14 protein-coding genes are annotated in these 13,403 nt (G+C 67.4%); 3 read left to right on the top strand and 11 right to left on the bottom strand.

What is annotated here, in order from left to right; translation table 11 throughout:
* The first annotated feature begins 8 nt into the window (after positions 1-8).
* Positions 9-3,059 (top strand): two-component regulator propeller domain-containing protein, encoded by a 3,051-nt coding sequence (locus tag ABDW57_RS08010; protein WP_343729680.1) that lies wholly within the window; start codon positions 9-11, stop codon positions 3,057-3,059.
* Between the two features lie 17 nt (positions 3,060-3,076).
* On the opposite strand, the gene ABDW57_RS08005 is transcribed toward ABDW57_RS08010, so the two are convergent.
* Entirely contained in the window at positions 3,077-3,451 is a 375-nt protein-coding gene (locus tag ABDW57_RS08005; RefSeq protein WP_343729679.1) for a hypothetical protein, read from the bottom strand.
* Positions 3,452-3,564: 113 nt separating this feature from the next.
* Between ABDW57_RS08005 and ABDW57_RS08000 the strand changes: the two genes are divergently transcribed.
* Positions 3,565-4,260 (top strand): hydrolase, encoded by a 696-nt coding sequence (locus tag ABDW57_RS08000; RefSeq protein WP_343729678.1) that lies wholly within the window; start codon positions 3,565-3,567, stop codon positions 4,258-4,260.
* Here ABDW57_RS08000 and ABDW57_RS07995 read toward each other — a convergent pair.
* The 9 genes from ABDW57_RS07995 to ABDW57_RS07955 form a co-directional block, all read right to left on the bottom strand.
* Positions 4,257-4,880: a response regulator transcription factor gene (locus ABDW57_RS07995; protein ID WP_343729677.1), complete on the bottom strand. Its 624-nt coding sequence runs from the start codon at positions 4,878-4,880 to the stop codon at positions 4,257-4,259. The genes ABDW57_RS08000 and ABDW57_RS07995 overlap by 4 nt on opposite strands.
* A complete protein-coding gene (locus tag ABDW57_RS07990; RefSeq protein ID WP_343729676.1) occupies positions 4,859-5,569 on the bottom strand; it encodes an ATP-binding protein in 711 nt (236 codons plus the stop codon). The genes ABDW57_RS07995 and ABDW57_RS07990 overlap by 22 nt, the downstream gene beginning before the upstream one ends.
* Before the next feature lie 108 nt (positions 5,570-5,677).
* Positions 5,678-6,523, bottom strand: coding sequence for an alpha/beta hydrolase (locus tag ABDW57_RS07985; protein ID WP_343729675.1), 846 nt, complete (start codon positions 6,521-6,523; stop codon positions 5,678-5,680).
* 89 nt (positions 6,524-6,612) lie between these two features.
* Entirely contained in the window at positions 6,613-7,545 is a 933-nt protein-coding gene (locus ABDW57_RS07980; protein WP_343729674.1) for an MBL fold metallo-hydrolase, read from the bottom strand.
* 75 nt (positions 7,546-7,620) lie between these two features.
* Positions 7,621-8,244 carry a response regulator transcription factor gene (locus tag ABDW57_RS07975; RefSeq protein WP_343729673.1) on the bottom strand — a complete coding sequence of 208 codons (624 nt, stop codon included), beginning with the start codon at positions 8,242-8,244 and terminating at the stop codon, positions 7,621-7,623.
* A gap of 461 nt (positions 8,245-8,705) precedes the next feature.
* Entirely contained in the window at positions 8,706-9,347 is a 642-nt protein-coding gene (locus ABDW57_RS07970; protein ID WP_343729672.1) for a phosphohydrolase, read from the bottom strand.
* 8 nt (positions 9,348-9,355) lie between these two features.
* Complete coding sequence (locus tag ABDW57_RS07965; protein WP_343729671.1) at positions 9,356-9,895, bottom strand: GNAT family N-acetyltransferase; 540 nt, start codon at positions 9,893-9,895, stop codon at positions 9,356-9,358.
* Entirely contained in the window at positions 9,892-10,476 is a 585-nt protein-coding gene (locus ABDW57_RS07960) for an XRE family transcriptional regulator (RefSeq protein ID WP_343729670.1), read from the bottom strand. Before ABDW57_RS07960 ends, ABDW57_RS07965 begins: the two co-directional genes overlap by 4 nt.
* A 54-nt stretch (positions 10,477-10,530) precedes the next feature.
* The gene (locus tag ABDW57_RS07955; protein WP_343729669.1) at positions 10,531-10,791 is read right to left on the bottom strand and encodes a hypothetical protein; all 261 of its coding nucleotides are present in this window, start codon (positions 10,789-10,791) and stop codon (positions 10,531-10,533) included.
* A gap of 145 nt (positions 10,792-10,936) precedes the next feature.
* Here ABDW57_RS07955 and ABDW57_RS07950 point away from each other — a divergent pair, with 145 nt between their 5' ends.
* Entirely contained in the window at positions 10,937-12,007 is a 1,071-nt protein-coding gene (locus ABDW57_RS07950; RefSeq protein ID WP_343729668.1) for a flavodoxin family protein, read from the top strand.
* On the opposite strand, the gene ABDW57_RS07945 is transcribed toward ABDW57_RS07950, so the two are convergent.
* A complete protein-coding gene (locus ABDW57_RS07945; RefSeq protein ID WP_343729667.1) occupies positions 11,985-13,370 on the bottom strand; it encodes an MFS transporter in 1,386 nt (461 codons plus the stop codon). The two genes, ABDW57_RS07950 and ABDW57_RS07945, sit on opposite strands and share 23 nt — an antisense overlap.
* Positions 13,371-13,403 lie beyond the last annotated feature (33 nt).

The raw sequence follows: 13,403 nt of genomic DNA, 5'->3' as shown, positions 1-13,403 counted from the left end.
ATGCGGGCATGCCTAACGTTTCCATTTTCCTGTGCCTGTTAGCTTTGCTGATCGGCGCCCCCAGCGCTTGGGCGCTGGACAGCAAGGTTGCTCTCAGCGATTACCACCACAATATCTGGACCGGCAAGGATGGCGCCCCCGGCGAGATTGCGGCCATGGCGCAGACCAGCGACGGCTGGCTGTGGATCGGCAGCAGCAACGGCTTGTACCGCTTTGACGGCGTGCGTTTCCGTCGCTTTGAGGCGCTGGAGGGCGAGGCGTTGCCGCGCCGGCCGATCACAGCGCTGACCGCGCTGCGCAATGGCGACCTGCTGATCGGCTATATCTATGGCGGCGTCAGCGTGCTGAGCCAGGGCCATCTGCGGCACGCGCCCGCCATGCTGGGCAAGGTGCTGGTGGGGCCGGTGACCAGCACGGTGCGCGACCAGGATGGCGTGTTGTGGGCGGCGACCAATAACGGTTTGCTGCAACTGAAAAACGGCGTCTGGGAGAATGTCGGCAAGGCGCTGGGGCTGCCGCCGGGACGCGCCTCCAATCTGATTCTCGACCAGTATGAGCAATTGTGGGTGGCGGCCGGCGAGCAATTGCTGGTGCTGCCGCGCGGCGCGGCGCGCTTTCGCGTGGTGTTGAGCGGCTACAGCACGGTCAACCTGAGCGCCTCGCCGGACGGCCGCCTGTGGCTGGACACCCACGAGCAACTGGTGCCGGTACCGCCGCAGCACGCCGGGCCGGACCGGCCGCGCGCCGGCTGGCAGGCGCAGGCCGAGGGCCAGGAGAATGGCTTGTTCGACCGCGACGGCAATTACTGGACGCTGGCTTGTCCCGGCGTGTGCCGCAGCGATGGCATCGGGCTGGGACCGTCCGCCGTGCAGCGGCCGACCGCGCGGCCGGACAGCCAGCTGGATCAGGCGTGGCAGGTCAGCAGCCTGACCGGCAATGTGCTGTTTGAGGACCGCGACGGCAATATCTGGGTCGGCACCCAGGCCGGCGTCGAGCGCTTCCGCAACAACCGGCTGACGCCGGCGCGCCTGAACGGCGGCGAACGCATGTTCAGCTTTGCGCGCGATGCCGATGGTCAGGTGCTGGCCTGGGCGCGGCCCACCGGCGAGCTGTGGCAGCTGCGCGCCGATGCGCCGGCGCGGGTGCTGGAGCGCCATCCGGCTGGCCTGTTTGGGGTGCTGGCCAATGCTGCCGATGGTGCGCTGCTGCTGGCCGGCGCCGAGTATATCGAGCGCCGTCAGGCGGGCAAGGTGGAGCGCATCGCCTATCCGCCGGCGCCGGACGGCCAGGCCGGTGCGGTGCGGATCACCCGCGTCCTCGACGATGGGCGCGACCTGTGGATTACCATCGGCGGGCGCGGCACGTTCCGCCGGCATGAAGGTAAATGGCAAACCCAGTCCGAGCTGGGCTTACCGCCGGGAATCTTCTTTGTGGCGGCCGGCGAGCGCAGCGCTAATGCGGCGGGCGGCGCGGCGCCGGTGTGGTTCGGCTATAACGATGGCGAGGTGCTGCGCTTTGAGGACGGCCGCATCACGCGTTATGCGGCGCAGGGCGCGCACGAGATTGGCGCCATCACTTATCTGCATGGCGGCAAGGACGTGATCGCGGCCGGCAATGCCGGGCTGGCGGTGCTGCACGGCGGCCAGTTCCACCGGCTGACGGCGGCCGATCCGGATGTGCTGGCGCGGGTGTCCGGCATGGTGGTCACGTCCGATGGCGATCGCTGGTTCAACGGCAGCAAGGGCGTGGTGCAGGTGCGCGCCGCCGATTGGCAGGCGGTGCTGGCCGATCCGCGTCAGCCGCTGCGCTACGTGCTGTACGGCGTGCTGGATGGCTATCCGGACTTTGCCGCCACCGCCATCCGGTTGCCGAGCGCGATCGCGGATGGCGCCGGCCAGCTGTGGTTTGCCGGCGTCAGCGGCATTGCCCGGCTCGACAGCACCAGGCAGGTGCCGTTGCCGCATGCGCCGCAGGCGCAGATCGAAACGCTGGTGGCGCGGGGCAAGCGCTATCTCGACTTCAGCCAGCCGGTGGTGCTGCCGGCCGGTACCACCTCGCTGCGTTTCGAATACACCGCGCTCAGCTACACCATGCCGGAAGGCGTGCGCTTCCGCTACCGGCTGGAGGGCGTGGAGGAGGAATGGCAGGAGCCGGGCCCGCGCCGCGCCGTGTCCTACACCAAGCTGGGGCCGGGCGATTACCGCTTCCGGGTGGCGGCGGTCAATCAGTTTGGCCAGTGGAGCGAGCGGGAGGCGGTGGTGGCGCTGCGCATCCTGCCCACCTTTACCCAGACGCCGCTGTTTTATGCGCTGTGCGCGCTGGCGGCGGCCGGGCTGTTGTATCTGCTGTACCGGCTGTGGCTGCGGCAGGCAACCATGCGGATCGCCACCCGCATGGCCGAGCGCGAACGCATCGCGCGCGCCCTGCACGACAGTTTCCTGCAAAGCGTGCATGGGCTGACGCTGAGTTTCCAGTCGGCGCTGCGCAGCCTGCCGCCGGATTCGGCCGGCCGGCAGAAGATTGAACGCGTGCTGCTGATGGCCGACAAGGTGATGGAGGAGGGGCGCGACGAGGTGCTGGATCTGCGCTCGGGCGCCATGGGCGACGGCGACCTGGCGCGCAGCCTGGCGCTGATTGGCGAGGTGCTGCAGGAAAGCCATCGCAGCGTGTTCAGCCTGCGCAGCGTGGGGCAGCCGCGCGCGCTGGAGGAGCAGGCTGCCTGCGAATCGTATGCCATCGGCCGCGAGGCCATGATGAATGCCTTCCGCCACGCCGAGGCGGCCACGGTGCAGGTCGAGCTGCATTATCAGCCGGACCAGTTTTGCCTGCAGGTGCTGGATGATGGCAAGGGCATCGCACCCGAGCTGGTGCAGCAGGGCCGCGCCGGCCACTGGGGCCTGACCGGCTTGTTCGAGCGGGGGGCGCGCATCGGCGCCCAGGTGCGGGTGGAGCCGCGCGCGGGCGGCGGCACGCGCGTGCTGCTGACGGTGCCGGCCGCCTGCGCCTATGCCGGGCAGGCGCGCTGGAAGCGCTGGCTGCCGCGCTGGCTGCGGCGCTAGGCGGCGCCAGGCGACGATCAGGCGAGCGCGGCCAGCAGCTTGCGCACGGCGCCGTGCGCCATCACCAGTTCCGGGCCATCGTGCAGCAGGGCGTTGTACTTGGCGCGGAAGGCGGTATCGCCTTCCGCGCACGGGCCGATCAGCATTTCCACCGACTGGCGGAAGGCCTTGGCTTCCTCCAGCGTGACCGGCTCGGCGTCGTCGAGGCGTTCGTCGAGCTGGGTCATCAGGCCGGACAGCTTTTGCAGCCAGGCGAAATGCGGGTGATTGGTGATCAGCTGCAAATGCTCCAGCGGGCTGCCGACGGCGCCGAAGTACTGGGTTTCCAGGTGGATCAATTGTTTGTGCAGGTCGCGCAGGCCGCGCGCCAGTTCGGTCAGTTGTGTTTTCATGGCATGCATCTTAGCAGAGCCGGGGTAAGAGAAAAGCCTATATTTGGATGAGTGGTTTTTCAGCGGAGCGCCGCCTAAGATGGCGTTTCCTTTTACACCACATGGAACCCATCATGAGCAATCCGAAACTCGAAGTCCTGACCCCGCGTAACAGCCAGCTGATCTTCATCGACCACCAGCCGCAAATGGCGTTTGGCGTGCAGTCGATCGACCGCCAGGTGTTGAAGAACAATACCGTGGCGCTGGCCAAGGCGGCCAAGGTGTTTGGCATCCCGACCACCATCACCACCGTGGAAACCGAAGCCTTCTCGGGCCACACCTATCCGGAACTGCTGGACGTGTTCCCGGAAAAAGAGATCCTGGAACGCTCCTCGATGAACTCGTGGGATGACCAGAAAGTGCGCGACGCGCTGAAAGCCAACGGCAAGAAAAAAGTCATCGTGGCCGGCCTGTGGACCGAGGTGTGCAACACCACCTTCGCCCTGTGCGCCATGCTGGAAGGCGACTACGAAATCTACATGGTGGCCGACGCTTCGGGCGGCACCTCGAAGGAAGCGCACGACTACGCCATGCAGCGCATGATCCAGGCTGGCGTGGTGCCGGTGACCTGGCAGCAGGTGCTGCTCGAATGGCAGCGCGACTGGGCCCACCGCGAGACCTACGATGCCGTGATGGCCATCGTGCGCGAGCACTCGGGCGCCTACGGCATGGGCGTGGACTACGCTTACACCATGGTGCACAAGGCGCCGGAACGCACCCACAGCAGCCACAAGGTGCTGCCGGCGGTGCCGGCCAAGGTCGTGAACTAAAACACGCTGAGCAAGCCGCGCCGGGCCGCCACCGTGGCCGCCTCGGTGCGGCTGGCAACATTGAGCTTGGCCAGGATGTTGTTGACGTGGAATTTGACAGTGCCGACCTCGATGTCGGCGCTGCGCGCAATCATCTTGTTGCTCTTGCCGGTGGCCAGGTGGGCCAGGATGTCCAGCTCGCGCCGCGACAACTGGCTGCTGGCCATGCGTTCGGCCAGCTTGTTGGCCACCGTGGGCGGCAGGTATTGCTTGCCGCTGGCGACGGTGCGCAGGCAGTCGAGCAGCTGGGCCGGTTCGCCGTCCTTCAGCAGGTAGGCCTTGGCGCCGGCCTGCAGGCCGCGGTAAACGTCTTCGTCACCCTGATAAGTGGTGAGGATGACGATGCTGGCGCTGGCATCCTCGGCGCGGATCTGCTCGATGGCGGCCAGGCCGTGCAGGCGCGGCATGTTGAGGTCCATCATGACCAGGTCCGGCCGGTGCTGGCGGTACAGCGCCACCGCCTGTTCGCCGTCGGCGGCCTGCGCCGCCACGCGGAATTCCGGCATGGCGCCCAGCAGCGCGCTCAAGCCTGCCAGTATCAGGGGATGATCGTCCGCGATCAGGATCGAGATGGGGTCCATAAGGTGTACTCCTTGAAGCTGAGGTGAAAAGCCGTGTTGCCGGCGCTGCCGCTGTGCCACAGGCGCCCGCCATGGGCCTGGACGATGCTGCGGCAGATCGCCAGCCCCATGCCGGTGCCGCCCGGCTTGGTGGAAAACAGCGGTTCGTATATCGACCCGGCCAGCCCGGCCGGGATGCCGGCGCCGTCGTCGGCCACCACGATGCGCACCGCGCCGTGGCGCAGGGTGGTGCGCAGCGTCAGCGTGCGCGGCCGCGCCTCGATGGCGTTCAGTACCAGATTCATGATCACCTGCATCAGCTGCACGCGGTCGGCCTGCAGCTGGCAGCCGTCCAGCCCGTAGTGCTCGTGCAGCGCGATGCCGTGCTGGCGCAGTTGCGCGCGGGTCAGCTGCAGCACCTCGCGCACGGCGTCGTCGATGTCGAACAGGCGGGGGGCGGGTTCGGCCCGGCAGGCCATGCCGTGCAGGCTGCGCAGCAGGTCGCCAGCTGTCACGCTGGCTTGCATCAGCACGCGCAGGGCGGCGCGGGCGTCGTCGATGCGCGGCGGATCGTGCTCCAGCAGCGCCAGGCAGGCTTCGGCGTGCAGCTTGACCGCCGCCAGCGGCTGCTTGACTTCATGCGCGATCGAGGCGGCAAAGGCGCCCAGCGCGTTGAGGCGCGCGGGACGCAGGTCGGGAGGAAGCTGCATGCTGGCCATCTGGCAATCCACAATGAAGTCAGGACAGCACACATCATGCAGGATAGGGCCGGCGCGGAAAATCCGGCATAGTTGCAAGCGCCGGATTACCCGATCGGGTTAGTTGGACTGCAGGAAGGCCAGCAGGTCGGCGTTCAGGCGTTCCTTGTGGGTGGTCGGCAGGCCGTGCGGCGCGCCTTCGTACACCAGCAGGGTGGCGTTTTTCACCAGCTTGACGGCGGCCTTGGCAGAGGCGCCGATCGGCACGATCTGGTCGTCGTCGCCGTGCACGAACAGGGTCGGCACGTCGATTTTCTTCAGGTCGGCGGTGAAGTCGGTTTCCGAGAATTGCTTGATGCAGTCATAGGCGTTTTTGATGCCGCACTGCATGCCCTGCAGCCAGAAGGTATCGCGTACGCCCTGCGATTCCCTGGCGCCCGGACGGTTGTAGCCGTAGAACGGGATGGTCAGGTCCTGGAAAAATTGCGAGCGGTCCTTCAGCACGCCGTCGCGGATGCCGTCGAACACCGACATCGGCAGGCCGTCCGGATTGGTGGCCGAGACCACCATCTGCGGCGGCACCGCGCCCACCAGCACCGCCTGTTTCACGCGCGCGCTGCCGTGGCGGCCGATGTAGCGCGCCACCTCGCCGCCGCCGGTGGAGTGGCCGACCAGGGTGGCGTCCTTGATGTCCAGCGCGTTGAGCAGGGTGGCCAGGTCGTCGGCGTAGGTGTCCATGTCGTTGCCCTGCCATGGCTGGCTGGACAGGCCGTGGCCGCGGCGGTCGTGGGCGATCACGCGGTAGCCCTTGCTGGCCAGGAAGATCATCTGGTCTTCCCAGGCGTCGCCCTGCAGCGGCCAGCCGTGGCTGAAGACCACGGCCGGGCCGGTGCCCCAGTCCTTGAAGTGAATGCGGGTGCCATCTTCGGTGATGACGTGATCGACCGCCAGTTTGCTGTTCGACATAAGGTGCTCCTGTGTGAGTGGTTAAGAACTGCGCTTGCAGTGTAAGCAGCGCGCGCTTGAAACACCCCTGCCAAAAGTCTGGCTCCGACTTAGGGCTGAGCTGCCGGTGCCTCGTCGTAGTTAAGCGGCAGCCACTGGTAGGCGCCCTGCTGGCGGCGGATGTGGCCCAGCCCGGGGAAGGCGATGTGGGCGGCGCCGATGATCCAGTGTTGCCCGGCCGCCTGTTGCAGCAGCTGGCTGCGCGTGGCCTGGGCGCTGGCCGCGCTGCTGTCGTACTTGACCGTGGCGGCCGGATGCGGCAGCTGGATCGGCGCGACGTGGACGATGTCGCCCCACACCAGCAGTTTGTTCTGGATCAGGTAGCTGGCGTGGCCGGGCGTGTGGCCGGGCGCGGGCAGGGCGGCGATGCCGGCTTCCAGCGGGCCGAAGTCGCGGTAGGGCTGGAAGCGGCCGGCGGCCTGGTAGGGCGCGACGGCGGCTTGCGCGGCATCGAAGAAGCTGGCCAGGAAATCCGGCGCCGTGGCCTTGTTGGCCGGCGTCAGCCAGTAATCGGCCTCGGCTTGCGACAGCCGCAGCACCGCGTTGGGGAAGGCGGCGACGCCGCCGGCGTGGTCTTTGTGCAGGTGGGTGAGGTAGATTTCGTCGACTTGCTCGGGCTGGTAGCCGGCGGCGCGCAAATGGCGCACCAGCTTGCCGCAGCAATCGCCGTACAGCGCGCCGGCGCCGGTGTCGATCAGGATCAGCTTGCTGCCGGTGTTGATCAGGAAGGCGTTGATCGAGCCTTGCACCGGCAGCTTGAGCTCGGCCTCGGCCAGGTCTTGCAGCGCCTGCTGCTGGCTGATGTTGGTCATCACCGTGTCGACCGGGAACGGGTGGGTGCCGTCCGACAGCGCGGTCACTTCAAACGTGTCCAGCATGATGCGGTAGTAGCCGGGCGCCTGCGTGTGCGCCATCGGCGCGGCGGCGTGGGCCAGCGGTGCAGCCAGCGCGCACGCCAGCCATACGGTCTTCAGGCAGTTCATGGCGCTCCTCGCAATACGGAAGCGCCGATGGTAGCGGAAGGCGCCAGCGCGCGCGCCCGCCTTAAGATAGGCTGCCTAGTTCAGATGCACCAGCCCGCGCCGGGCCGCCACCATGGCCGCCTCGGTGCGGGTGCACACGTTCAGCTTGGACATGATGCTCTTGACATGGAACTTGACGGTGCCGACGCCGATGCCGGCCGCGCGCGCAATCACCTTGTTGCTCATGCCGCTGGCCAGGTGGCCAAGGATGTCGCGCTCGCGCGGCGTCAGCTGGTTGCCGTGGATGCGGCTGGCCAGCTTGAGCGCCAGTTCCGGCATCATGAATTTGCGCCCTTGCAGCACGGCGTGGATGCAGGTCATCAGGTCGTCCAGCGGGGCGCTCTTCAGCATGTAGGCGTGGGCGCCGGCGCGCATGCTGCGGTCGGCGTCGTCCTCGCCGTCGTGGCCGCTGAGGATGATGACCTTGGCGTCCGGATGGTGGGCGCGGATGCGGCCGATGGCTTCGACGCCGTCGCAGTCGGGCATGTTCAGGTCCATCAACAGCAGGTCCGGCTGCAGGCGCTCGCACATTTCGACCGCCTGGCTGCCGTTGGCGGCCTGGCCCAGCAGCGTGAACTTGCCATCGGACTCGATCAAAGCAGCCATGCCGGCGCGGATCAGCGGGTGGACATCGGCAATAACGACGGATGCAGTATTCATGGTCGGGCTCCAGATGAGGTTGATGAATCCATTCTCGTCAACCTTGGCCGTTTCGTATAGTTATACGAAGGTATAGGCTGGGGATTGCGCCGCGACTCCTTGTGTATTTCCTTCGATTTTAGGCTCTATTTTTCTCTATTTCCTCCTATTTTCCTCGCAAGTTGAACTTCTAGCCGCGGAGCAGGTCTAAATAGAGGAAAGCAGAACAAAATAGAAGGAGAAATCGAATGAAATCCACAATGAATCTGCAGGGAGACACCGATGTCCTGCTCCGACTCGTTTCTCAACTGCAAGTACGCGGCGGCGCGCAGGACTTGTCTTCCGCGATTACCAGCGCGATCGAATTGTGGATGCGCGAACAAGCCAAATTGAGCAAGGGGAGCGCTCCGGCCAGCAAGGATGGGATTTGCCGGAGCGTCGCAAGTTTCGCTACCGTCTGGAGGATGTGGCGTACTAGCTGGTTATCCGGCCAGCGCCTTGAGCCGCTCCAGCTCGGCGAGGAAGCGCTCGGCGGCCAGGGCCGGCGGCCATGGCTCCCATGGGGTGCCGCCGTAGATGGCGTGGAGTGGATCGTCGCTCAGTGGCGGCACGCTGATCTTCAACGTCTGCTGGACTTCCTGCGCCGACCAGCCGGCGATGTGCACCGCCTCGCTGGCGGCTGCCAGACGGTCGGCCAGCTTGTGGGCCGCGTGCTCCCTGGCGGTCCAGCGCGGCAGGCCGTAGCGCAGGAATACGGCCGCCTCCAGTTTCAGGGTCAGGGTCTTGAAGGCCTCGCCCATGAAGGGCTTGAGCGGCGACACGCAGTCGAAACCGAGCAAGCCTTCCTCGGCATCGTGCAGCAGTTCGCGCAGCGCGGAAAGCGGTGACAGTTGCAGGCCGGCCGCCGCGCAGGCGGCTGCGCGCACCTGCATCACGGTCAGCGAGTGCTGCGCCACCGACAGCGGCAGCGGCCAGGCCGAGTGTCCGCCCCAGCGATAAGTGCGCGCCAGGCCCAGCGCCAGGTCGCTGTCGTCCCAGTCAAACGGCGTCGGGTCGAGCAGATCCAGCCGGCGGCCGGATGGCATGCGCACCCAGGCGCGGTGTTCTTTTGGTGTTCGGGCCATGCGGCATTTTACACTGCAAGCTGCTTGTGGAAGAAGGTGGTGCCACAGTATGCGCCGTCCGGCATCAGGGCGTAATTCGGTACGCTGCCGACCGCCTGCCAGCCGGCGCGCTGGTACAGGCGCTCGGCGTCGCCGCCGGTGACGGTGTCCAGTACCAGCACGCTTTTGCCTTCCTCGCGCGCCGCCTGATCGACCGCGGCCAGCAACTGCGCTGCCACGCCGCGCCGGCGTGCGTCGCGGTGCACCAGCATCTTGGCCACGTCCGCGCGGTGCGGCTGATTGTCGGGCAGGGCGGTGATCAGTTGCACGGTGCCGATGATGCGCCCCGCGGCGCTGTGCGCCACCAGCAGCACGCGTTCATGGCGCGCCGCGCCTTCCAGCACGCCGTGCCAGAACGCCAGCGCCCTGGCGCGCGGCAGCGGCAGCATGAAGCTGACCGAGGCGCCGCCTTCCACACAATCGATCAGGACATCGGCCAATGCCGCCGCCAGTTCGTCGGCGCGGGTGCGGGCTTCGTCGGCAGTGATGCGACGGACGGTGATGTTCATGCGGTTCTCCTGCCGGGGGGCTGGGTGGTGAGCGCAACCAGATAGCGTGCCTGCTGGCGGGTGGGATTGTGGTAGACGATGTGGCGGTCGAGGCGCATGGCCAGGGTGTCGCCGGCTTCCAGCCGCCAGTGCTGCTCGCCGAGGCTGATGTCCATCGCGCCCTCGATCATCCACACCTGCTGGTAGATGTCGGCATTGTGCGGCACGCTGTCGTAGGCCACGCGCTGGCCGGCCGGGAACACCACGTCCACCAGCTGCAGCGGCGACGGCGCCGCCGGCGACAGGCTGCGCCGCATGTAGCCGGAGCCGGGATCGGTCCACACTGGCTGGTCGGCCACGCGCGCCACCGGCGATGGCGCCCGATCCGGCGCCGCTTTGTCCTCAAACAGCGCGGCCAAGGCCACGCCCAGTGCGCTGGCCAGCTTGTCCAGCACGGCCGCAGTGGGGCTGCTCTCGCCGCGCTCAATCAGCGAGATGGTGGAGCGGCCCACGCCGCTGCGCGCGGCCAGCGCGTCCAGCGACAGGCTCTGGGCGTCGCGCAATGCCCGCACGCGGCGGGCGATCAAAAGATTGATGTCCATGGATTTCCATTTTACAGGAAATCCATGTCCGGTAAACTGGAAATTGACGTGGGGTCAGCCTTTGTCTTTGCCCTTGTTGCGATTGCTGTCGCTGTAGTCGTCGCCGCGCGCGCCGGCCTGGCGGTCGCGGTGCGTCACTTGCTTGGCCACGCTGGCGGCGCTTTGCTGGTTGCCGGTCGGCGTGTCGTTGGCCGCATCGCCGCTGGCATGGTTGCCGCTTTCCGACATGCCGTGCTGCTTGGGATCATAGCCCTGGTGCGGCATGTTGGCGCCGGGTTTGAAGCCTTTTTCGCTTGGTTTGTTGGGCTGGCTCATGATGGGTCTCCTTTCGAAAATGTCATGCTAAGCCCGGCCCGTGGATGGGTGAGTAGGAGCACGCGCCGTGGCCTTGTAGGAGTGTGCGTCAGCGAACGGAGCGCAGCCCGGCCGCGTGTCAAGCTGGGCGCAAACAGGAGGTGATATGGCAGAGGTCAGGACAGGTCAGGCGCCGCAGCCGCTGCAGCGCGAAGAATTCCATTTGCAATTCATGCGGTCCTTTGCCGACCCGGCGTTCGAGCCGGTGCAAGCCGCGCTGGCGCAGGTGGAGGAGGTCGCGTGGCGCAATTACGATGCCGGCCGCAAGGCCCCGCGCACGCAAAAGGCCGGGCCGGAATTTGCCGATCCCGACTACGACCTGTCGGTCGAGTGGAAAGCCACGCGCGACCGCCTGACCGCCGCCCAGCAGCGGCAGCAGGACCCGGCCACGCGCTCGCGCGTGCTGCTGATTATCGGCGCCGCGCGCAACGACGGCAGCTGCCCCGGCGAAGTCTCCAAGACCTGGCGCATGAGCCAGTGGGCGCAGCAAACGCTGGCGCAAGCCGGCATCGAGACCGATGTGCTGGATCTGAGCCTGCTCACCTCCAGCTACGATCTGCACATCCATCCCTGCAAGGGCTGCGTTTCGACCGCCATGCCGCTGTGCCACTGGCCGTGCAGCTGCTATCCCAACCACGCCGAACGCCAGACCAATGACTGGATGGCGGAGATTTATGAAAAATGGGTGGCCGCGCACGGCATCATCATCCTGACGCCGGTGTACTGGTACCAGGCGCCGTCGCCGCTCAAACTGATGATCGACCGCCTGGTGTGCGCGGACGGCGGCAATCCCGATCCCACCCGCACCCACGGCAAGAAGGCGGCTGAAGCCAAGGCGCTGGAACTGGCCGGCTGGGACTATCCCAAGCACCTGGCCGGCCGTACCTACGGCCTGGTGGTGCATGGCGACGTCGCCGGCGCCGAAAGCCTGCGCCGCAACCTGGCCGACTGGTTGAGCTGGATGGGATTGATTGACGCCGGCCAGCAGTCGGCGCTGGACCGCTATCTGGGCTATTACGAGTCCTACGCCAACAGCCATGCAGTGCTGGATCAGGATGAGGCTTTCCTGCAGGAGGTGCGCAACGTCGCGCTGGCGGTGGCGGCAGCCGTCGGCCAGTTGCGCCAGGGGCGGCTCAGCAAGCCCGATGCCGCAGTCAGGCCGGCGCGGCCGAAGTAACCGCCAGCCGCGCGAAGCTGGCCACGCTGGCGACGCCGGCAAACACCGCCGCCAGCACCAGCGCATACGCGGTGCCGCGCGTGGCCGACAGCGTGAAGCAATACGCCACCAGCGCCGCGCCGGTGGCTTGCCCCAGCAGGCGCGCGGTGGCGACGATGCCGCTGGCGCCGCCCGCACGGCTGGCCGGCGCGCTGCCCATGATGGCTTTCAGGTTGGGCGCCTGGAAGAAGCCAAAGCCGATGCCGCACCAGGCCATGCGCCAGCCGATGTCGAACGCGGCCGGCTGCGGCGGCAGCATCAGCATCGCCACCAGTCCGGACGACAGCAGGGCCAGGCCGATGCCGCCCAGCGCGCCGGGCGGATAGCGGTCGCTCAGGCGGCCGGCGATCGGCGCCATCACCGCCACCAGCACCGCCCACGGCGTCATCAGGAAGCCGGTCTCGATCGGCGAGCGCCCCAGCGTGTGCTCGAAGTAGAACGGCAGCGAGACAAACGCCAGGCCCTGGGCGGCAAAGGTGCACACCGCGGTCAGCGCCGACAGCGTGAACAAAGGGCGCCGGAACAGGTCCACCGGCAGCATTGGCGCGGCGTGGCCGGCCTGGCGGCGCAGCAGCAGGGCAAACAAGAGCACGGTGGCGATCAGCTCCGGCAGCAGCGTGTGCCAGCTTTGCTGGTGCGCGCCCTCGCCAAAGGTGAGGATCAGCATGCCGAACGCCAGCGCGTTGAGGATGGCGGTGGGAGCGTCGATGCGGTGGCTGGCGCGCGCCGTGTGCGGCAGGGCGCGGCGCGCCAGCAGCACCGCCGCCACGCCCAGCGGCACATTGATGGCAAACAGCCATGGCCAGCTGGCGACCGCCAGGATCAGCGAGGCCGCCGTCGGGCCGACCGCAAACGCCACCGCCACCACCAGCGAATTCAGGCCGAAGCCGTGGCCGTGCAGGCGCGCCGGGAAGATGGTGCGCACCATGGCGGTGTTCACGCCCATCATGGCGGCGCCGCCGATGCCCTGGAACAGGCGCGCCACCACCAGCGAAGGCAGCGACCACGCCAGCGCGCAGGCCAGCGAGGCGGCGGTGAACAGCGCCAGGCCGAAGATGCACACGCGCCGGTAGCCGATCACCTCGCCCAGCGCGGCAAACGGCAGCAGGGTGGCCACCATCGCCAGTTGGTAGACGTTGACGATCCATACCGAGGCCGCCGGCGTGGTGTGCAGCTGGTCGGCAATCGCCGGCAGAGCGGTGTTGGCGATGGCGGTGTCGAGCGAGGCCATGCCGACGCCGATGGCCACCGACAGCATGGCCAGGCGCCGCGCATCGGGCGGCAGGCCGTCGCGCGCCGCCAGCGCGCAGTCAGGAGTATTCATAGAAGGTCCGATGCAAGAGCGAGTCCACCATTG

The organism is Duganella sp. (genome assembly GCF_039595735.1).
Classification (GTDB): domain Bacteria; phylum Pseudomonadota; class Gammaproteobacteria; order Burkholderiales; family Burkholderiaceae_D; genus Rugamonas.
This window is presented reverse-complemented; position numbering and strand designations above follow the sequence as displayed.

Excerpts from the sequence above, each read along its gene's own strand:
- ABDW57_RS08010 (WP_343729680.1), top strand. The coding sequence starts at position 9 with ATGCCTAACGTTTCCATTTTCCTGTGCCTGTTAGCTTTGCTGATCGGC.
- ABDW57_RS07985 (WP_343729675.1), bottom strand. The coding sequence starts at position 6,523 with ATGTCGAACAGCAAACTGGCGGTCGATCACGTCATCACCGAAGATGGC.
- ABDW57_RS07960 (WP_343729670.1), bottom strand. The coding sequence starts at position 10,476 with ATGGACATCAATCTTTTGATCGCCCGCCGCGTGCGGGCATTGCGCGAC.
- ABDW57_RS07990 (WP_343729676.1), bottom strand. The coding sequence starts at position 5,569 with ATGCAGCTTCCTCCCGACCTGCGTCCCGCGCGCCTCAACGCGCTGGGC.
- ABDW57_RS07975 (WP_343729673.1), bottom strand. The coding sequence starts at position 8,244 with ATGAATACTGCATCCGTCGTTATTGCCGATGTCCACCCGCTGATCCGC.
- ABDW57_RS08000 (WP_343729678.1), top strand. The coding sequence starts at position 3,565 with ATGAGCAATCCGAAACTCGAAGTCCTGACCCCGCGTAACAGCCAGCTG.
- ABDW57_RS07980 (WP_343729674.1), bottom strand. The coding sequence starts at position 7,545 with ATGAACTGCCTGAAGACCGTATGGCTGGCGTGCGCGCTGGCTGCACCG.
- ABDW57_RS08005 (WP_343729679.1), bottom strand. The coding sequence starts at position 3,451 with ATGAAAACACAACTGACCGAACTGGCGCGCGGCCTGCGCGACCTGCAC.
- ABDW57_RS07970 (WP_343729672.1), bottom strand. The coding sequence starts at position 9,347 with ATGGCCCGAACACCAAAAGAACACCGCGCCTGGGTGCGCATGCCATCC.
- ABDW57_RS07955 (WP_343729669.1), bottom strand. The coding sequence starts at position 10,791 with ATGAGCCAGCCCAACAAACCAAGCGAAAAAGGCTTCAAACCCGGCGCC.
- ABDW57_RS07950 (WP_343729668.1), top strand. The coding sequence starts at position 10,937 with ATGGCAGAGGTCAGGACAGGTCAGGCGCCGCAGCCGCTGCAGCGCGAA.
- ABDW57_RS07965 (WP_343729671.1), bottom strand. The coding sequence starts at position 9,895 with ATGAACATCACCGTCCGTCGCATCACTGCCGACGAAGCCCGCACCCGC.
- ABDW57_RS07945 (WP_343729667.1), bottom strand. The coding sequence starts at position 13,370 with ATGAATACTCCTGACTGCGCGCTGGCGGCGCGCGACGGCCTGCCGCCC.
- ABDW57_RS07995 (WP_343729677.1), bottom strand. The coding sequence starts at position 4,880 with ATGGACCCCATCTCGATCCTGATCGCGGACGATCATCCCCTGATACTG.